The sequence below is a fragment of the Lacinutrix sp. YIN62 genome (genome assembly GCF_057219185.1).
Window position 1 is genome coordinate 9,913 of record NZ_JBXVVH010000022.1, and the last position, 21,050, is coordinate 30,962.

Sequence of the window (21,050 nt, forward strand, 5' to 3'; positions counted from 1 at the left end):
ATTTTTATCAGATTAATTTTTATTAAAGTTAAATCGCAAAGTCTAAGCGCGTTAATTAGTTATAACTATTTGTAAGACTTTCCTTTCCTACGTTAAGTATAATCGCCTCAATAGAAATTAGTACAATTCTTAAATAAATAATTTTAACATTTAATTAACAATAAATGTTAAAAAAATATTAAAAAAAACAGCTTTTAAACGATGTTTTTTTAATGTTTATTTATTTATTTTTGACTATAAAATGCTTTTTTAACTACAAATCATAATGTGAAATTCAAATTCAACATAAAGTAAGAATAAAAATCTAAGTTTTACGAATACTTTTAATAGCAAAAAAAGAGATACCCCGTTCAGGAAGACTCGTTTTTTCTACCAACCCTTATAATTATATTAACTTTAAACTAACAATATTTTTTAGAGTTTTTAGATTAAGTCTTAGTTATCCATAAAAGTACTTTCCCTACAACCTTTTAAAACAAGTTATCATACCTAATTATGCATAGAATAATAAATAACATCTATCTTTTTATAATTTGATAGTCATCATCTTTAACAATTTAAATAATGAGTCACAAAAACCATTTTATTAATTATAACTAAAATTATATACTAACCTCATCTTATAAAAAAAGCTGTCCATTTTGGACAGCCTTTTTATTATAAGAACATAAAATAATGGCTTATCTAACCATAAGTTTTTTATGTAATTTCTGATTGTCTGCTGTTAGCATATAAATGTATACACCACTACTCAAAGGTCTACTATTTACAGTCCCATCCCAGTCTATCGTATGCACAACTTCTCCTTTCACTTTTTCTGAAATAAAAGTATGTACTTTTTGCCCCCAAATATTATATAGAACAATCTCTACAAATGTACTTTTGGGCACACTAAATTTAATCTGAGTTCGATCTAATAGTGGATTAGGTACATTTTGCGATAAGACATAGCCTCTTTGTGATATTATTCCTGAAGATTCAGATACAGCCTCAGTTAATCTAAGCTTATAAGGCGCTTTCATTGTTCCAATGTATGCATCGCTTTGGTACTGTTCCTTATTATCTAAATCTAAGACTTGTTCTCCATCAAATAATTTAAAATGTACGTCTTCTGCATTTGCGCCTCCTATTCCTAAATAATAATGGTATTGCCCATCAATTAATTCTGGTTTAGCGATACCTCTAATCTCGCCATCTACAAAAGCCGCTATACTATATGACTTCGTTTCGTCAATAGCTTCGCTCTCTAATATTGCATTTACATACATAAAGGTTGGATAAGCATTTACATCGACCTCCCAGCCTATCTGGGCTGCTTTTTCTTTATAAGCTTTTTCAGCCAATATTTCGCGTTCTGCCACCACTGCTCCTCTAGCTGATACTCCCGCTCCTGCAATGCCACTATAATTCAATATTCCTGAATTATTCGCTCTATAAATATATCCTAAACCTGGCGTAAGGTGCGTTAAACTTCCTTCCCATCCATTTTCTATACTGTATATCGCAAATAAGTTTCTACGTTCTATACGATCGCCTTCACCTACAGATGTTGCATTAAGGGAACGCAATGCATATTTAGTACGCTGTAACTCATTAGGGTAAAAAGGAATTGCATTTAAAATATTTGAACCTTCAATAGCAATATCTGTAGTGATCGCTACAGGAACTCCTGAAACCGTTAACATTGTATTCTTTGTAGACATCGATTGAATTAAATAAGCTTTTCTTACATCTAATACTGTTAATGTTCCGCTAAAAGTACCATCTGCATTAGCAGTTGCTGTCATAGAAAGGTTTTCCCTATCTGTAATAACATCGTTTGCGAGCAACCCTTCCAAGGCATTTAATGATAAGTCATAAGACATTGCATTATCTGTTACATTAAAACTAATTTCCTGGAAGCCTGGTACCAATGATATTCTACGAGATAGACGCTCGCCTACGGTAAAAGACACAGGATTCGCATTAGAGCCTTCTAAGCCATCTAATGCAAAAGTATAGCGTTCTATAATGCCTTGGTATTCGGTACACTCAGAAGCATCCCATACTTTAAAGCTTAACGCTCCATTATCTGTTATATTACCAAAAACAGTAAGATGAACCAAGCCATCCATTCCTACATTAGTAGTGCCTCTTAATTCTCCATCTAAGTAAACCCCTATAGCATCACTAGTATCTATAGACTGTGCATCATCAATCATTAATTTACCAACAAAACTCATGCTTCCTAAGTAGGCATTTTGATTAAAAGCATCATACGCTGGTGCTGCACAAGTAACATCTACTTCTACCGTAAAAGTTTCTACTCCTAAAGGTGTTCCTGTCTCTGCATTAAAAGTTTCAATATTTACATTCGCTGTATGGATTCCATTATTTAAAAAGGCAGCGACCTCAAATTCAATATTACTATTGGTATGGGTAGCATTTATTGTATTAACCTCATTTTGATTAGCACCTTCTACAACAGAAAGCCATGCAGGTAAGCCTACAAAATTATAATTGACATCAATACCTCCTGTTTCATTAACTAAATCTATAGTGTTTATAATAGTTGCTGTTCCTTGCTCCTGTGCTACACGAATATTATTTTGACTCCAAGCAATTGTATTTCTATTCACAATAAAACTCCAAGAGCTTCCTGCAATACGATTCCCTGCGGGATCTTCTAACTTGTTTGCACTTAACGTAGCTGTTAACTGTGCCCCTTCTAATTCTAAATTGGAAAATACAGGTAAGATGTTCAATACTGTATTGCCTTGAGAAGCTGTTGTTGTAAATTGCAAATCTTGCACTATTTTAGTATTATCCAATGGTGCAGCATTTTCTCCTACAACAAAACTCAACCCATTAGCTGTAGTACCTACAGAATTTTCCGTATAGTCTTGAATATCTCCACCTATGCCTTCTATGCCATTATCATCAAAGACATAATAAGCTAATAAATCGGTTTCATTTCCGATAAGGTACTTATCCATATTCGTTGAGATTTCCAATACAGACCTAACATCTGTCCAAAGACGTAATTCGTCTAATAATCCAGTATACGACTCCCCATTTACAGGTGAAGCAATTGTTATAGCCTGTGTATTTGTTGTAATTCCATTATATGTAGCCGATCCTACAGGCGAACCATTATAATAAATCTGAATGGTATTTGCCCCATCATAAACGGCAGCAACATGAGTCCATACAAATGGTTGCACTGAAACATTAGACAAGGTTGATCCATTGACCAATATACGTCCTGAAGGCGTTAATGCAACTTCATAATTCTCGCCTTTTTTAATAATAGGCACATTTTGAGAAGAAGGAAACCCTGACGGTTGCATCCACATTTCTATGGTAAAAGCCCCTGAAATATCAAATTGTGATTGGTGAGGGATGCTTATTTCATCGGCAACTTCTGTTAACTCTGCAGAGACCAATTCCTTGGGCAAGCCGCCTAATATTCCACGTAATGAAATAGTACTATTGGTTGCGGTTACAGGGTTTATAGCGCTTGTAAATGTCGCTGAGATGGTCTGGTCTGTAAGAATACCTCCTGAGACAGGATTCGTACTCACAAGCGTTGGCGCATTCCTTGCTATTCGGCCACTTACAAATGGTGTTGGGTTCATTCGGCTTGCTGGAATACCTGCTCCGCCATCATCACATACTGGAGTGACTCTAAAACGATACACGCCATCTGTTAATGCTGAAACATCGGCACTATAGGTAATAAAGCCATCATTTTGCAGATTAGCCGTTAAATCTGCTAAGCGTATCGATTCTAATATTGCTGGTTCGTTATTTCCGTCTATAGCATATTCAATATCTACTGTAAATCCTTCTGGAGCTGTTTCATTAGATACTTCTGGTATTCTAAATCTAAAGTCTAATTGGTTATTATCGGTATTATTTACCACCCAATCCTCTTGAGGCTGACTTGGTATAATCTCCTCGATACATGCTCCAGAAAAATGTGCTGTTACCTTTATTTCTTGAAATGGGACAACACCTACTTCTGCATATTCATCTTCTCGATATAAGTGATTAAACCCTTCGAATTCACATTCGGCATAGATTCTTATTCCTATATCTTCAAAAGAAATATCTGAAGGCGCATCTGTACCTCGAGCGATTCGTAATTTCGCTAAAATTTCACGACGTACGCCGACATCTGATCCGCCATCCAATGCAAAAGTAAATGGAGAGGCTGTTCCTGGCTCAAAAATTGGAGACTCGTTTAAGAGTACAATAGCTCCTAAAGGATTGGAAGCGCCGTCCATAGCTACAATATAGCGTTTTGGTGTATTATCGGCTGAAATCTGCGTGTTTCTCAAGGTTAAATTATACAATATAGATTCATCCCCTGTACCATATCCTACGGTTCTATCAGCTGTTATTTCTACACCTTGACGTGGTACTGTACCAGATTCAAAAGGACACATACTTTGGCCTGCTGTAGTAAAAAACATGGGCGTATCATACAAAGGGTCTCTTCGTATTCTCACATTAAATTGATCGCCAGCATCATCATCCTGTAGAGTAAAGCTATCGACTCTTCCATTGGTCGTTCCTGTTGCTGTTACACTACCGCGTGTTCCAGATATACTAAGTTCTGTTCTTAAACCAAATTCAAAACCAAAAATAGAATGACTTGTACTAAATCCTCCAGAAAGCACGTTCGTTCCACTATGTCCTATTTGCTCACTCATACTGGTCTCTCTTGTTAAAGCATAACTTACACTCGGTCCCGCACTATAAGCAATCTCTTCATCTAATTGTGTTACTGAAGACCCAATACTTTGATCGTTTGAAACTAAATCACTTGTTGTATCTGAAAAACCTGGTGCTGTATTAAAAAGTGCCTCCAATTCTTCTCTACTCTTTCGTTTAATGATTTGTTGCCAATTATCTATTTCATAAAGATAATTCCCTAGAGTTTTATCGGTATCTTCAGATGCTATATCAATATTAAATCCTGCTATAGTTCCTCCTAAATCTAAAGAACTACGAGCATCTATTTCTTCTTGAGTAGGTGGATAAAGTTCGTCATGTCTTACAATTAACAAACGTTGTAGGTCTGGGATTGTCTCATCTTGTATTTGTTGTCTGGTAAAGACGAATGGTGTTTGAATTTCTGCAGTCATCACTCTATTCTCTGCTTTAACACTAGCAATACAGTCGGTTACTTCTAAGCTACTTCCGGTACCAAAGGTTAGTACTTGTGAAGTCCCAATAAATACATCGGCATCTTGCCCCACATAATCATCAAAACCAGGGGTTGTAATACTTTGGTTTAAACTAACATTTGTACCACCTCCCGTTGATCTTGTATACGTATATGTTGTATTATTAGAAATTTCTGGACTAGTACTTGACTCTATAATTTGAGTAGAGGTTCCTATAGCTGTACCAACACCTAATGGAGCGGCTAAAACTAAAGTTATCATTCTTACATCTGTTGAGATCCCTGCTGGAGTTCCAGTAAACCCTGCAACTGTACTCAACTCTCTATCTACAGAAGTGTTATAAGAATAGCTACTCCCTCTTTCTAGAGTTGCAGTACTCCCATCGCCTGGTGGATCATGTAATACAAAACCTATCGTAGGTTGCACTAAAGTAAAATCGGAATTGGAACGGCGTGCACCTGTTAAATAAGCTGAAATATTATCATTTGCAGTTCTGTTTTGAGAACCTATACTATGTCCAACTGTTATATTTAAGCCTCTTAATAAATCGCCTAAAAAATTAGGAGCTCCTAAATTTACAACAAAATTGGCTTTTCCTAAAGCATTCGTAGTATTATTCATAGCGACCGCAATCATATCTCCAGACAGATCTACAACAGCATCTGAAACTTGACAATCTCCATCTCCATAACGTTCAAACACCTCAACTGAAATCAATACCCCTGTTCCTGCTGGGATATTATAAATATCTTCTTCTGGGCCACAAGTCGCTGAAATAAGACGTTCATTTAATTCGGCTTCTGTTAACTCAACTCCTGCTTCAGCTTCTGCAACAGTATAACGATAAAGAGTCGTTTTTACCTTAATATCATTTCTATACGCAAAATCAAACGTATTATTCCTTGATCTTAAATCAATTGTTGACGACGGTAATTGACGTCCTGATTCTTGGTTTGTTAAGGCTACACGATACTGACCTGGCAGTAAATCATTTATAGTAAACACAGACCCTTCGGCATTAAAATGAGTCGCATCGATATCTACTTTATAAGTTGGAAAAGCAATATCTGTTCGGGTTATGGTTCCCGTCCAACCGCCAACATCACTATTACAAGGCACCACTATATTTCCTATAAAAGATCGACGGGTTAGGTTTTCAAAATTCAAACTCGATACCGCTTCGACTATAGGAAAACTATAAGTTGTATCGTTCTCGCCACCTTCTGGGATATAACGTTCATTTAGTACACGATAGTCAAACGCAAAGTTTCTACGATATACCGATGACGATTCTTCACTAAAATAAGCTCCTTCTTCTAATTGTAAATAATTATTTTCATTGGAATTTTTATCTACAACTAAGCTTATTGCTTTAGTGCCTCGTAACTGCTCAAAGTTATAAGACAGTTTTAAATATTCATTATCTTCAGTAATAACATTACCATCTCTTATAGCATGCAATTGACTTAAGTTATAAGCTATATCTCTATATTCCAATATATCTACATTTGCTCTTGAAAAATTATCAAAAGAAACATCTGTTTCATTAACATATCGCGCACCTACATAAAATTTAGAATCTATAGCTAATCCAGAAGATAAAACATCCGTACTATAATTATTATTTACTAAAAATCCAATGGTCGCATTTTCAGGATCTACAGAGATTGCAAAGAAATCATATTGCGATCTATTAGGATCTAAATTAGCAAACAATGTCGTAGCTACGCCATTAACAACTACTTGCAAGCGGTTGTTATTTCTAAGCTCTAGCCTCAACGCTCCCCAATGCAAAATAGTTTGATTTTCTGGTATTTCAGCATTGGGATCGACGACTACATCTGGATTTACAAAACCAGACCAAGTAAATCCATGTCCATTAGTAACTGCTATAGACGTATTAGAAACAGCATAGCCTGTTGCTCCATCAAAATCTAAACTTCTAAGATCTAACACGGTATTATCTTCGGAATTCGAATCTCCTGATGACACCTGACTAGAGACTCCAAAAGTATGCTTCCCCGGAGATGCTGTTATCGCATACACCCCATCGGCATCTGTAGTTACTCCTGAATTAGAGCCTGCACCATTTACAAGTACCCCGTCTAATTCTATTCCTGTACCTATTAATGAAGGATAAAGTGCATAACCACCTACTGCGCTAGGATCTACTTCTCGGTAAACAATACGCCCAGAAACAGGTATCGCAGAGACATCTGTAAAACTTGCCTCTACTGGGATTGTTTGTAATATTCTATCGAGTTCAACAACCTTGTTTTCTGGCATAAACTTATAATTAAGTTTAGAAGGCTCTACGCGATATTCTAATGCATCACCTTCTGCTCCTGTATTTATAGAGTTAAAGCTATAACGCCCATCGGAATTTGTATAAGTTGCATAGCTAATCTCTGGCTGCTCTGAAGCTGACAAATGAATCAATTCATCTTCACTATTTCCAGTTAAGCGACCAATGGTTGCTGGTGCTTGGTTATAAATTTGATTTGAATCTTCTAAATCCAAACGATAATAAGCTATAAGGCTTGCTGCCTCGTTATTATTTGACACAATATGCTCATTAAATCGCCTAACATCTAAAGTCGTTTTTACTCCTTTCCATAAACGAATTTCATCCAAATAATAAGGCGTATTTACTGTATTGTTTAATGAAAATGTAGAAACCACTCCCAAATTCACTAAAAATGGAGTACTGACCTCACTATTAGGCTTGTCTTCTGTTTCTGCTCCTGTAGGCGCTATCCCGCCATCAACATACAATTTACCACCATTAGGGCCATAAATAAAAGCATAATGATGCCATGCTGTATCATTAGCGCGGTCTGCAGAAATATAAGTACTACCATTAAGCTGTACATTTATCGTATTTTGGTCTAATCGGATCTCTGAAGTACCTAACTTAAAAATAGTATTACTAGCTGATGCTAGGCTTGGTGTTTTATACCAAAACTCTACCATTCCTTCTAAATTAGCTTCTCTAAAATCTTCTACACCTTCCATTATAATTGGACTTGAACCAGTATTAAAGTGTAAGGCGCTACCAGGAAGGCTAACCGCCTCTGATGCTGGAATAGCTACAACTTTAGCATTTTGTGTTGCGACTACAGGTAGTGCTGTTTCTATTACTCCTTCTACTCTCCCATTCGCAAATACAAAACCTTTATCTTTACCTGCATTACCTGTAGTCCCATCTTCAAAAACAGGTTCTACGCTATATTCATACAACTCATTAGGTAAGCCCCCTGCATCAAAAAAGGTCATATCCACAGATATGATATTATTAACCACATCGTTTATGGTTTCTAAAAGTATAGGTTCTCCTGCACTTTCTATATTTCTCCTTAGGACTCTGTAGGATGCTACATTTTTTATATGTGGCCATTTTAGATACACCCCATTTCTTCCACCTGAAATTTCTGATGTTGCGCCATCGCCATCGGAAGCCGTTAATAAAATTTCTGATAATTCAAAAATAGGGTGATCCAAGTTGTTTCGTATTTGAGACAGCCCCACACCTCCCGTATAGTTACTTGTAATATAGGATGCTTCTGTAGTAATATTGTCTGCCGATAATACTTGCATGGCATTGTTCCATGAAATTCGGCTTAATTCTGGTAAATAATCACTTATAGACTCCTCTTCAAAATCATCATTAGTATAAGCAATCACCAAACCTTGATCATAAAAAACTTCTAAAGACGTTTGCGTAGCGTTATACAATGAGCGGTATTGACTATCTTGTATTTGTCCTCTAGAACGCAAATGATTCCAGGCTCTATATTCAGTAATATACAATTCATCGTTTGGCGATGAAATCGTCATATACAAATTTTCTGGAGTAATATTTGTGTAGGGTAACAGCCCACGTTCTACACCATTAACAAAAACGCCAATAGTGCTTGCTGCGGTATTAAAAACCAATGCAAAATGATTCCATTGGTTACTAAACAGATAATCTTGTCCATCTAAAGCAATAGGAACTTGTACATTTCCTATTGTAACCTCTAATTGCTCTCGACTAACTGTAAAAGCAAACCCATTACTCCCTTTTATTAAGTTAGAAAGATGCCATGGACTATAATTAGCTCCCATTGTTTCTGGCATTGCTTTGGCCCAAAATTCTATGGTAGCATGCCCCACATTTCCGTTATTAATTAAGTCGGTACTTAACTTTGTTTGGGTATCGAAGTGACTTGTATAATTATTGGCGCCTAAAATTCGTAAAATCCCAGGGCTATTTTGTGCAGTACTTAGTATACTAAAACATAGTAATACTAACACTAAAGCTTTGTTTATAATTTCTTTTATAGTATTTTTCATCCTATTTCGTTTTTAAAATACATTTGTAATACGTGCCATTGTAAAGCGATACATATCGCCTACGATTCCACCATTATTTAAGGCTTGACCTAAGGTATTAGTTAAGGTTTGGACTCTAACATTGCCCTCTGTAGAAATAGAAAGGCCATGCTGATTTGCTGCTGTACTCCGTAACACGACTTCATTAGAGTTATTTCCTGAAAACTCTATTTCCCAGGTATAGTTTGCTAACGTTTCATTACTTTCTATTGGGCTAAACACGCAGAGTCCGGTTGATGGATTTCTTTTTAAAAAATGAGTGCTTTGTTTTGCGGAAACAATAAGAACTTTCCCAGGATTTACACGCTTAAGAATGAAGGCTTGTAAATAGCCATCTTCAGTATTAAAAGTCTCATTTGAAAGCGGAATTGCATTTGCTTGATGAGTTTCTAGGTTATGATGCAAGACTTGTTTTTCTCCGTTAGCATTTAATTGCATACTTACAAACCGAAAGAGTTCGGTCTCTTGAGCATTGGACATGCTTATCCCGGCTATGCATAATAAAATGCATAGTATGATATGTTTTTTCATAATTTATGTAAAATGTTTAATTATTATTTTCTATTACTGATTCTAAAGTAGATTTCATTGCTTCCAGCTTCTTTATCAGCATTTCTATTTTTTCGTCTTGGTTAATCGTATGCAGCGTTAATTCTTCTACTTTTTCTACTAAAAGCGTATTAATTTGGCCAATACTCATACCATTAGCAACCACTTCTGCTTCTGATGGCATATTGGGCAAATGCTTGTTTTGCTTAATATACTGGGCCACTTCGCTTAATGGCATTAAATTATAATCGCTATCGAACACATAATCGGGAAATGATCCTACATTTAAAACCACTCTACCGGTAGTAATGGTTCCATTTTCTATGCGTGTGGTTTCAACCCCTGAAACATTAGTAAAAGAACCTATGTTAATTGTAAGGGTTCCATTATCGATTTTAGCAATTTCATCATTATCTCCATTTCTGAAGGATATAAAGTCTTCATCTGGTTTTTTATCTAAACCAGAACGCAATACTAAAACACCTTCATTTTGATATTGTCTTCCGTTATCCAAATTAATATCATTATCATCAGGTGATGACCCCGTTAAAATAAAGTCATCCTGAGCCCCTGCTAATTGTGCTCCTATTGCTAATGAAAATAGCGCTACTAATTTGATCTTTGTTATTGTTTTCATCATTGGTATTATTTTTATTATTAATAATTATTTTTCAATATTCTAATTTAGATATAGTCTCCCCTTTACATCTTTAAAAATGATTTATATCTTTTTATTAAAAGCTTAAAATAGGATATAGATATCCCTTATAAATAAGAATTTTATTTATTACCTAAATCTAGAAATACTATTAGCTAATACATTCGGATAAATGTTACTTTTAAGACTATCCATTATTATTAAAACAATGAATTGAATTAATATATTCTTTTGTCTAAGAAAGTATAGTACGAATTTTAAAGAATTTCTTTTTCAAAGCTGCATTTAAGGGATTCACTTAATAAATATTTAAATTTTTATAAAAAAACAGATTAAATTTCAATTAAATATAGTGCCTTTCAAACAGATAATTTATCGCTTATTTTCTATGTCGTTTAAGTCACATATAGTACCTTGGATATATTTTTATTATATTAAATGTTTAATACCCTAGAGAAGCCCCACATTTTTCATTTTACTTAAGAAACAATAACCGTCCTTTTTATACTATTCGAAACGCCTAGTTATTAACATAAAACTAATATAGTTTTATCATAATTTTAACATAGTTTCATTCTTTATAAAGATTTATTCTTTATAAAGATTTATTTACTTTGTTTAGGGTTGTATTTAAAACAGATTTCAACGATTCCAACTCCTTTAATAACATTTTTATTTTATTATCTTGAATAATAGCATTAGCACTTAGTGCATCTATTGTATTTTGCTGGTTAATCGTATGTAATGTTAATTCCTCTACTTTTTCAACTAAAATGGTGTTAATTTGACCAATACTCATACCATTAGCAACCACTTCTACTTCTGATGGCATATTGGGTAAATGCTTGTTTTGCTTAATATACTCGGCCACTTCGTTTAAGGGCATTAAATTATAGTCGTTATCGAACACATAATCGGGAAATGATCCTACATTTAAAACCACTCTATTGGTAGTAATGGTTCCATTTTCTATACGTGTTTGTTCTTCTCCGGAAGCATCTGTATAAGAGCCAATATGCGTGGTAACTGTACCATCTTGGATTCTTGTTTGCTCAACATTTTGGGTATTTCTAAAGGATACAAAATCATCACCACCATTGTTTTCGATGTCTGGTCGTAAAACAAGGCCTCCTGTAGAATGCACTTCACTTCCTGTACCTCCAACTGTAATTAATCGTATTTGTCCTCTTTGTATTCTAACCGTTTCAATATTGTCACTGTTCATAAAAGAAGTATAATCATCTCCTCCTATATTGTCTGAGTTTGGACGTAATACTAATGGTCCCCAACTTTGATATTGTCCATTGTCTACACGTATGTTTCCATTTGATACGTGAATTCTTTCTGTTGGTACCGTATTATTAATACCTAAATTACCACGCATATATACATCTTTCTTTAAATCTATATTATTCGGTCTAAAAACTGCTACATCATGTTCTGCTCCTGGGACTCTTACTTTCATATATATAGATTGTTGATGTATCTCGTTTCCATAATCGAGATTTGCTATAAGACTGAGTCCTCGGTTCGTAGCAAAATTAGCATGGGTTCCTACTGGATTTAAACCATTGGTTCTTCCATCGAAAAAAAAGGTATTATTATCCATTTTACCAACTTGCCGATCTCCAATATTAAACTTAATATACTCATGATGTGCACTATTATCTCTATTTGCCCATAGCGACGTAGTTGCATTGGACCAAAACTCATAATTAGGAGCCTGAGCATCCATTAACTGAGTTCCTAACACCAATAAAAAGAGGGTTGTTAATTTAATTTTTGTTGTCATTTTTGTCATTTTTGTTATTAATAATTGTTTTTACGTTTTTAATACATATTTACACTACATCACTAGAAACAAACGCATTACACCTTATTAAGAAGCTTAAAAAAAGGCATAAATAGTCCTTATAAACAAGGTGTTTATTTATTTTAAGTCAATGAATATAATTTAGGAGTTATGTAAGGGGAAACATTACTTCAATTCTTAGCCTAAGAATAGGCTACTCATTATCTAAATAGTGAATAGCATAAATATTTTTTTAATAGAAAAGTAATTTACGAGGTTTTAAGAGGTTCTGTTTTTTTTTATAATTTAGAGCCTAAACACTCATTATTGAGGGCTCTAAAGGCTAATAAAATCGTATTAACGTTTTTGTTGTCATTTTTATCATTTTTGCAGTTAATTATTTATTTTTAAACATAATTCTACTCATACCTCATAAAAAAGCAAGTGTTTTACACATATCCCTAAAGATTAAAACAAGACATACCATTCCTTTATAAATAAGAATTTTATTTACTTTCTAATCAATAAGCAGTATAATTCAGGAATTATATAAAGGAAAACATTATTTTAATTCTAGATAACTCATACACCTCATTATCGTAATAATGAATGGCATAAATAATTTTTCATATAAAAAATAATGTGCGGATTTTAAAGGGGTTTGATTTTTCAAGGGGTTCTATTTTTATTTAACGCTTAAGTCGTTCTATTTTCATTAAAATTTCAAAAAATATTATTTTTTTATTTTTTTTTGCAATTATAAACATAATAACCTAAAAATCAAGCATCAATTAAAAAAAATCATTACGATATTCGTTCTTTTCTTAAAATAGAATCTATTAAAATTAATTGATACTCGTTTTTATCTAAAATAGTATATTACAATTAGTTATTTCTTTAATACTTAACTTATAAACTATTTAAATACTGTTGTACTACTGCATAACCTTCTACATCCAAAGTGGTTGTTCCAATCCATGGCATTCGTCCACTACCAATAACATTACTAATCTTACCTTTCTTTTCTGATATTCTTGTTTGAGATAAAGGTGTAGTATATCTAAAATCGTACCCCTTTCTAGCTGCTTTAGGAAGTCCTTCTGGATTATGACAATGCGCACAATTCATTTCAAAATACGCTCTTCCTCTTTCTGCAATTGTATATGTTGAAGAGCGATAATCTGGTAACGTTGGTATTTGAGCATGATTAAAGTTTTCCATTAAACCTAATGATTGAAAATGCTGTAATTGGTTTACGGTTGCTCCGTTTCTTATAACCTCTATATTCATATTCGTTAATTTAGGACCTATGGGCTTTATCTTAGAATTTACTTGATGACAAGTCGTACAATCCTGCTGCGTTGGCACTTCATATTTCACAGATTTATTATTACCATTTGCATCAATCCAAGTAATATTTTTATTCACGCCATTAAGCTCTAAACTTGCTTCAGTTTGAGCTGCATTCCATACATAAGTAGCAACATTCCACATATCTGCTTCTTTAATTAACAATCGGGTTTCTATAACTTTTTTTCCTAATTCTGGGTTACGCTTATCTTTATAATAGTAAAACGTTTTTACTAAAATTGTTCCATTAGGAAAGTTAGGAATACCATTATCAACTTTCGTCATTTGGGTGCTTTCTGGTAGTTTTACCAAGCGTTGTTTTTCTGAATAATTTACAAAAAGGGGCGATGCTAGCTCTATAAGCTCATAACCATCAGTTGGCATTAAATTATTAATATCACCTTGGTAAATATTATAATCTGACAAGACAGGATTAAAAGTAATTGTATCTGGTACAGGGATATAACTAGCTTCTGAATTATTAGGTGAGCAGGCTGTTAAAAGCAGTAATGCTGTTAAAAGCATTAACGAGAGTGTTTTGGGTTTTGTTCTCATAAATTTATTTATTTAATAGTTTTAAATAAAAATATAAGGTTCAAATTCTGAAGTCAAAAAAAATCAATGAGTCTATGCTTTTTTTCAGTTAAACAAACAGCTCATATATGCTTAACCAAGCATTAAAAATTTGAAACTAAGTAAATATTACGTTAAATTTCATAATAATAATAATAATAATAATAATAATAATAGCCACATAAAAAAGCCCTACAAAGTATCCAATGTCTATGTTTTTTAGTTATATAAATTAAAACATAGCTTTTTAATTCATTTTGAACTATTTATTTAAACTATATTTACACGAAATTAAGCCCTAATGTTAAAATCAACTCTATTATTATTTTTTAGTTTTTTATTTTTTTCAAATATTTTTTATTCAGAAAATGACGATCTTCAAAAAAAAACATTTAGAAACGGTAATTACGATGTAGAATGTTATGTTTCTCTAAAAAAAGTTTCTTCTTTTAAAAAAGAAAAGCAATACTATTGGTTTAAATCTGGTAAAATTCATAATTCTGAGTTCGGTGCTGGAGGTTTTTTATTACATAAATCCTATTCTAAATTCTACAAATCCAATCAATTAGCAGAACAAGGTCATTTTATCTATGGTTTAAAAGATGGCCTTTGGAAAAAATGGTTCCAAAACGGTCAATTAAAAGAGGTTCTAAATTGGACTAAAGGAGTAAAAAAAGGCTATTATAAGTCTTACGATTCTATTGGCCATATTATAGAAAAAGGGGAATACAAAAAAGGCAACAAAGTCGGTGCTTGGATTAATGTAAAAACTAAAGATACTACCTTTTATAAAAAAGGAGTTGTCTTTATAAAAAAGGAGAAGTCAGATAAAGAATCCTTTCTCAAAAAAATTTTTAAAAAGAAGGACAGCCTAACCAAAGAAAATAAAAAAGATTTAAAAAGAAGGCCCCGTTCTAAAAAAGAAAAAAACCATAAACAAAAAAAGAATAGCTATTAATATTTTTTTCAATGCCTCGTAATTTCATAATATAAAAACACATAAACTTTAAAACAAAAGCTTTTAAAAACAATGAAGATAAAAAGAGCATATAAAGCTTCTGCATTAAGTAATGCTGTTTTTATTTGTATCTTAATTTCAATTATTTGTAGCAGTTTAGTTTTGATCTCCCATTATCAAAATATGCTAAGTGCCAAACTAGAAATGAGTAATCATTTAATAAACCGAAATGATTCTGCATTTAATTATTACATAAATAATCTAGATTTACTTAAATTCAACGAAGTACAATCTTTGGATCTTTTTGACGACGGTATTTTCTCTTATGCAAAAAAAAAGAATTGGGGGTTTTACGATATTCTCATTATAAAAACTATTTTTAAAGAAGATACTATTTCTAAGATTGCTTTAGTTGGAGAAAAACAAATCAAATCAAAAAAACTTTCATTATACGCCACTAATTATGATAAACCGCTAAAGTTTTCAGGAAAAACTAAAATCTTAGGAGATTTAAAAGTCCCTTATGGCAAAACTGAACAAATCTATATTAATAATCAAATAGCTAATAATATATACATAAAAGGGAAACAAACCGCGTCTGAAAATAGACTTCCTAAGATAGACAAAGATATTACTATAAACGCATCAGCATACGAAACCTACCACCCCGCAAATATAGCCCTTAAAACATTTGAAAATAATTTTGAAAATGACACAAAACACATTGATTTAAATGGTATACATAACCTAGAAAATGTTACATATAAAGGCAACCTAATACTAACATCTAAGACCCCTATACAAATTGAGGCCTCAGCAATATTAAACGATATTTTATTAATAGCACCAAAAGTAGTTATAGCTTCTGGATTTAAAGGTAATATTCAAATTATAGCTAAAAAAAATGTAACATTAAAAGAAAATGCGTTATTACAATACCCTTCTAGTATTTACATTAAAAATGACATAGATTCCGTTTCTGTAAATATAAAAAAAAACGCAAAATTAATCGGAGGAATTATTATTGATGGTAATACTTATAAAGGCTCCTTAAAACGAATACTAACAATAGAAAAAAAAACAATGATTGTTGGAGATATTTATTGTTATGGCCGCACACAAGTAGAAGGAAAAATTATAGGAAGCATTTACTCCGATCGTTTTTTTTTGAAAACAAAATCATCACAATATGAAAATGTTATTCTAAATGCAACTATTAATAGAGACAGCTTACCTAAAAACTTCATAGGATTGCCCATGTTTAAAAATGTAGCACCAACAAAAAACTATGGTAGTATTAAAACGTTTTAAATATTTAAAAGCAGCCTCCTTAATGGAATCAGTAATTGCTATTTCAATTATATCTATATGTATTTTAGTCGCATTTACCATATACATTAATGTGATAAAACGGAATAATCCTTTAAGTTATTATAACGCAAAACAAACTATAGAATTATTAACTCATCGTACTATAGCGCAGAAAGATTATGAGAATAACACCTTTCAATATGATGGCTATAGCCTTTTAAAGACCGTTGATATAAGAAAAGAAGAACATATAGTAATATTAATATGGACCATCACTACAAAAACAAAAACGTACCAAGAAAAAAGAATAGTTCATTATGATTATGAATAAGTCATTACAAGGTTTTACAATAATGGAGGTGCTATTAAGTTTATTAATTATAAGTATTGTTGTTAGCCTAAGTTATTTAATGTTCAACCTTTTTAACAAACAAATGGTATTATTTGAAAAAGAAAACACAGCAACCATTCAATACGATTTATTTAATAGTATTCTTAAATATGATATTAATGCAGCGGCTCAATTTGATGTAAACAAAAGTTCTCTCCTTTTAAAAAAGTATAATAATTCAGAAATTAGCTATCATTTTACAAAAAAACATATCCTAAGGCAACATAAACAGGTAATAGATACCTTTAAGCTTAGGGTTACCAACTTTGAAGTTGTTGAAAATAAAACAATGACAAATGCTAAGCGGCTGGACATAACGTTACAACTATTGAATAAACCAATTATCGCTTATTATTTTTTAAATAAAAGCAACGCAGAGATAATAAATAAAAAATATTTCAATGAAAATTGATGTAAGCGCATACAATAAAGAAAAAAAAAGAAAAAAAGAAGCGGTTTCCTTTCGAAAATTAGGGTTCTTACAATCGCTTTTTAATCGTTTTCCAGACAAACAAAAAGAAGATTTTTATAGAGAGTTTTCAACACTCATAAAATCAGGAGTAGATTTTAATCAAGCTTTAACAATATTAACAGAGCAGCAAAAGTCTAAATTCATACAGTCTGTATATAAAAATATCAACGACGCTGTGGTTAAAGGGAAACCACTTAATGAAGTTATTCAAGAGTATTCTTTTTTTTCACCATATGAATATTACAGTATTAAAATAGGAGAAGAAACAAGGAGGTTACCTGAAATATTTGATCAACTACAAAAATTCTATACTAGAAAAATTAAAATGAAAAGACAGATAGTGTCCGTTTTGGCTTATCCTATTTTTGTTTTGGTTATTACCTTTGCTGTATTATACTTTATGCTCAGTTATGTTGTCCCTATGTTCTCTACTGTATTTCAACAGTTTGGAAAAGAACTACCTAAAATAACAAAGTTTGTTGTAAAGCTATCTAATAACTTCAATACTATAGCTTTAATAATTATGATTATTATTTTATCTGTAATTATTATTCAAAAAATATTCAAAAACAATATACAATTCAAAAATACAAAAGCAGTAATCCTTTTAAAAACTCCTTTTTTTGGAGCATTAATAAGAAAAATCTATTTAGCTAGATTTTGCCAATCATTAAGTCTTTTACTATCGGCTAGAACCCCATTAATAACAGCGTTAGAACTCACAGAAAAAATGATTACTTTTTATCCATTAAAAAAGGCAATTTCTGATAGCAAAAAAAACGTGCTTAAAGGAGAGTCATTAACTAGTAGCCTAAAAAAACATTCTTTTTTTACACCAAAAATAATTTCATTAACATCTATTGGGGAGCAAATTAATGAATTAGACAAAATGTATGATGGATTAGCGAATCAATACAATGAAGATATAGACCACTCTACTAAGATGATAGGTACCATCTTAGAACCCTTAATGATCGTTATTATTGGAGGCATAGTAGGCTTTATTATGGTCGCAATGTACTCCCCTTTGTTTGATCTAAGTAAAATCATAGAAAATTAACAAAAAGAAAACTTAAAAACTATATATTTGTTACCTGTGTATCAAATCCTTAAATTACTAAAATTCTAATAAAAATGATAATCCCTAACTCAAAAAAATACCGTTTAAAGGCGTATTCTTTATCTGAAATATTGATAGTTCTTTGTATTATAGGTATTTTAATTTATTTAGTATTACCAAGTCAAGCCCCTATTGTCGCAATGGCAAGATCTACAGAAGCACAGAATATGCTTACAATGGTACATAGTTTGGAAAAAAATCATTTTTATAGACATTCAAAATACTCGTCAGACCTTAATGAAATAAATTTTGAACAATCCTTAACGATTGACAAAGGTGGACAAGCTGTATATAAAATAGAAATTACTGAGTCCTCTTTAAACGGTTTTAAAGCAACAGCTACATCGCTTCAAGACTTTGATGGAGATGGTATATACAACACTTGGCAAATAGATCAAAATAGAGAATTAAAAGAAATAATTAAAGATTAAATTGGCTGTTAACCTCGCGACTTCGCTATTAGTTATTGTACTGCTCTTTGTTTTTTTTCAAGATTTAAAAAAAAGAACTATACATGCAATTTTACCTCTCTTAATTTTCATTTTAGGCTTAATAATAAATATAATGTCTGCTAATTTAAATTTAGAAGCCGTTCTGTACAATAGTAGTTTTATTTTAATAAATATTATAGGATTGATTCTTTATTTCTCTATTAAAACAAAGACTTTTGTTAACCCGATAGATCGCTTAATTGGCTTAGGAGACATCGTTTTTTTTATAGCAATAGTCCCGTTATTTAATTTCAAACCTTTTATCTTATTTTTCATATTTGGATTAATTTTTTCATTAATCATTCATATCGTAACAGAAGCCCTTCTGAAAAATAAAAATACAATACCGCTAGCAGGTTACCTCTCAATTTTCCTCATACTTAACATAATACTAAAAAATGTCTTGAAAATTAACATTATATTTTGAAAACCATAAACAACATACAGCCATTAACTTTAAATATTGATTTACAACAGTCTATTAGTTCTGAAATAGCCAATCATTTTCTAATTATTCCAAAAGACATTCAAGAACAGAGTATGTCCTTTTACATAGATGAGCTTAATAATCAAAAAGCGAACACTATAAAAGATGAACTTAAATTAATTTTAGATAAATCCATAATTTTAGAACCAGTTGCTTCAAATATAATAAAAAAGGCTCTATCTACTTTTTATAGAATTAATGATGACAAACCTAAATTAGTATCCTATGGCAATGACTTTCTTGAGGCACTTATATTTGAAGCTAAAAACATAAATGCTAGTGACATTCACATAGAAATTTATGAAAATGATGTTAGAGTTAGATTACGAATCGATGGCCACCTCATTGAAAAGAATCATATCAAAAAGGATTATTATCTTGAATTAATCAATCAAATAAAAATAAAATCTAATTTAGATATCACAGAAAAAAGACTTCCACAAGATGGTAGAATTGAATACGATGATTTCGATATAAGGGTTTCTATTTTGCCAACTCATCATGGTGAAAAAGTAGTAATGAGAATACTAGCAAGAGACGCATCTCACCTAAATATTAATCAATTAGGCTTTGAAAAAGAGGAACTCGTTAAATATTTAGAGGCTGTTAAAAAAACAAACGGTATAGTACTTATTAGCGGCCCAACTGGATCTGGTAAAACAACAACATTATATGGTACCTTAAAACATCTTAACGATACCAAAAGAAATATTGTAACTGTAGAAGATCCCATAGAGTATACATTAAAAGGAATTAATCAAGTTCAACTTAAAGAAGATATTGGATTAACTTTTTCTTCTGCACTACGTTCTTTTTTACGACAAGATCCCGATATTATAATGCTAGGAGAAATTCGAGATGCAGAAACCGCTCAAATGGCAATTAGAGCTTCTTTAACAGGACATTTGGTATTATCTACCATTCACACAAATTCTGCTATAGGCACAATTTCTAGATTGATCGACATGGGAATCCCTCCTTTTTTAATAGCTGAAACCATAAATATTTCAGTCGCACAACGCTTAGTTAGAACTCTGTGTAATAGCTGTAAAAAAGAACAACCTTTCAATGAAGAAGACCTTCCAAGTACTTATCATTTAACAAAAACAATAGCAACCCATTTTGTTGCACAAGGTTGCGATGCGTGTTTTCATACAGGCTACAATGGTAGATCTGCTATATATGAAATATTACCCATTAACAGAGCGGTTTCCGAATCCATTAAAAAAAACACATTAGAACAGACCAATTTCACTAACAATATTAGATTATCAGATAAGGCATTTAATATGCTTGCCGAAGGAATCACTTCCTTAGATGAGATCTACCCAATGCTTATAAATCCCTAAA

General features: G+C 32.1%; 13 protein-coding genes. 8 read left to right on the forward strand and 5 right to left on the reverse strand.

All coding sequences use genetic code 11. The features are described from left to right. Positions 1–680: 680 nt before the first annotated feature. The 5 genes from AC2D8I_RS13535 to AC2D8I_RS13555 form a co-directional block, all read right to left on the reverse strand. Entirely contained in the window at positions 681–9,509 is an 8,829-nt protein-coding gene (locus AC2D8I_RS13535; RefSeq protein ID WP_484706555.1) for a LamG-like jellyroll fold domain-containing protein, read from the reverse strand. 12 nt (positions 9,510–9,521) lie between these two features. After that, entirely contained in the window at positions 9,522–10,079 is a 558-nt protein-coding gene (locus AC2D8I_RS13540) for a hypothetical protein (RefSeq protein ID WP_484706556.1), read from the reverse strand. 16 nt (positions 10,080–10,095) lie between these two features. Continuing rightward, positions 10,096–10,737: a hypothetical protein gene (locus AC2D8I_RS13545; protein WP_484706557.1), complete on the reverse strand. Its 642-nt coding sequence runs from the start codon at positions 10,735–10,737 to the stop codon at positions 10,096–10,098. 613 nt (positions 10,738–11,350) lie between these two features. Continuing rightward, positions 11,351–12,547, reverse strand: coding sequence for a hypothetical protein (locus tag AC2D8I_RS13550; RefSeq protein ID WP_484706558.1), 1,197 nt, complete (start codon positions 12,545–12,547; stop codon positions 11,351–11,353). A gap of 909 nt (positions 12,548–13,456) precedes the next feature. Beyond that, a complete protein-coding gene (locus AC2D8I_RS13555) occupies positions 13,457–14,452 on the reverse strand; it encodes a hypothetical protein (protein ID WP_484706559.1) in 996 nt (331 codons plus the stop codon). Positions 14,453–14,771: 319 nt separating this feature from the next. On the opposite strand from AC2D8I_RS13555, the gene AC2D8I_RS13560 reads away from it, so the two are divergent. From AC2D8I_RS13560 to AC2D8I_RS13595, 8 genes are all read left to right on the forward strand, one after another. Next, positions 14,772–15,428, forward strand: a complete 657-nt coding sequence (locus tag AC2D8I_RS13560; protein ID WP_484706560.1) for a toxin-antitoxin system YwqK family antitoxin — start codon at positions 14,772–14,774, stop codon at positions 15,426–15,428. Positions 15,429–15,500: 72 nt separating this feature from the next. Then, on the forward strand, positions 15,501–16,739 hold the full coding sequence (locus AC2D8I_RS13565) for a hypothetical protein (RefSeq protein WP_484706561.1): 1,239 nt from the start codon (positions 15,501–15,503) through the stop codon (positions 16,737–16,739). Continuing rightward, entirely contained in the window at positions 16,717–17,070 is a 354-nt protein-coding gene (locus AC2D8I_RS13570; RefSeq protein ID WP_484706562.1) for a hypothetical protein, read from the forward strand. Before AC2D8I_RS13565 ends, AC2D8I_RS13570 begins: the two co-directional genes overlap by 23 nt. Further along, entirely contained in the window at positions 17,057–17,542 is a 486-nt protein-coding gene (locus AC2D8I_RS13575; RefSeq protein ID WP_484706563.1) for a prepilin-type N-terminal cleavage/methylation domain-containing protein, read from the forward strand. The genes AC2D8I_RS13570 and AC2D8I_RS13575 overlap by 14 nt, the downstream gene beginning before the upstream one ends. Then, the gene (locus tag AC2D8I_RS13580; RefSeq protein ID WP_484706564.1) at positions 17,532–18,662 is read left to right on the forward strand and encodes a type II secretion system F family protein; all 1,131 of its coding nucleotides are present in this window, start codon (positions 17,532–17,534) and stop codon (positions 18,660–18,662) included. Before AC2D8I_RS13575 ends, AC2D8I_RS13580 begins: the two co-directional genes overlap by 11 nt. A 74-nt stretch (positions 18,663–18,736) precedes the next feature. Then, entirely contained in the window at positions 18,737–19,153 is a 417-nt protein-coding gene (locus AC2D8I_RS13585; RefSeq protein WP_484706565.1) for a type IV pilin protein, read from the forward strand. 1 nt (position 19,154) lies between these two features. Further along, positions 19,155–19,640 (forward strand): prepilin peptidase, encoded by a 486-nt coding sequence (locus AC2D8I_RS13590; protein WP_484706566.1) that lies wholly within the window; start codon positions 19,155–19,157, stop codon positions 19,638–19,640. Next, positions 19,637–21,049 carry a GspE/PulE family protein gene (locus AC2D8I_RS13595; RefSeq protein ID WP_484706567.1) on the forward strand — a complete coding sequence of 471 codons (1,413 nt, stop codon included), beginning with the start codon at positions 19,637–19,639 and terminating at the stop codon, positions 21,047–21,049. The genes AC2D8I_RS13590 and AC2D8I_RS13595 overlap by 4 nt, the downstream gene beginning before the upstream one ends. Position 21,050 lies beyond the last annotated feature (1 nt).

Excerpts from the sequence above, each read along its gene's own strand:
- AC2D8I_RS13535 (WP_484706555.1), bottom strand. The coding sequence starts at position 9,509 with ATGAAAAATACTATAAAAGAAATTATAAACAAAGCTTTAGTGTTAGTA.
- AC2D8I_RS13540 (WP_484706556.1), bottom strand. The coding sequence starts at position 10,079 with ATGAAAAAACATATCATACTATGCATTTTATTATGCATAGCCGGGATA.
- AC2D8I_RS13545 (WP_484706557.1), bottom strand. The coding sequence starts at position 10,737 with ATGATGAAAACAATAACAAAGATCAAATTAGTAGCGCTATTTTCATTA.
- AC2D8I_RS13550 (WP_484706558.1), bottom strand. The coding sequence starts at position 12,547 with ATGACAACAAAAATTAAATTAACAACCCTCTTTTTATTGGTGTTAGGA.
- AC2D8I_RS13555 (WP_484706559.1), bottom strand. The coding sequence starts at position 14,452 with ATGAGAACAAAACCCAAAACACTCTCGTTAATGCTTTTAACAGCATTA.
- AC2D8I_RS13560 (WP_484706560.1), top strand. The coding sequence starts at position 14,772 with ATGTTAAAATCAACTCTATTATTATTTTTTAGTTTTTTATTTTTTTCA.
- AC2D8I_RS13565 (WP_484706561.1), top strand. The coding sequence starts at position 15,501 with ATGAAGATAAAAAGAGCATATAAAGCTTCTGCATTAAGTAATGCTGTT.
- AC2D8I_RS13570 (WP_484706562.1), top strand. The coding sequence starts at position 16,717 with ATGGTAGTATTAAAACGTTTTAAATATTTAAAAGCAGCCTCCTTAATG.
- AC2D8I_RS13575 (WP_484706563.1), top strand. The coding sequence starts at position 17,057 with ATGATTATGAATAAGTCATTACAAGGTTTTACAATAATGGAGGTGCTA.
- AC2D8I_RS13580 (WP_484706564.1), top strand. The coding sequence starts at position 17,532 with ATGAAAATTGATGTAAGCGCATACAATAAAGAAAAAAAAAGAAAAAAA.
- AC2D8I_RS13585 (WP_484706565.1), top strand. The coding sequence starts at position 18,737 with ATGATAATCCCTAACTCAAAAAAATACCGTTTAAAGGCGTATTCTTTA.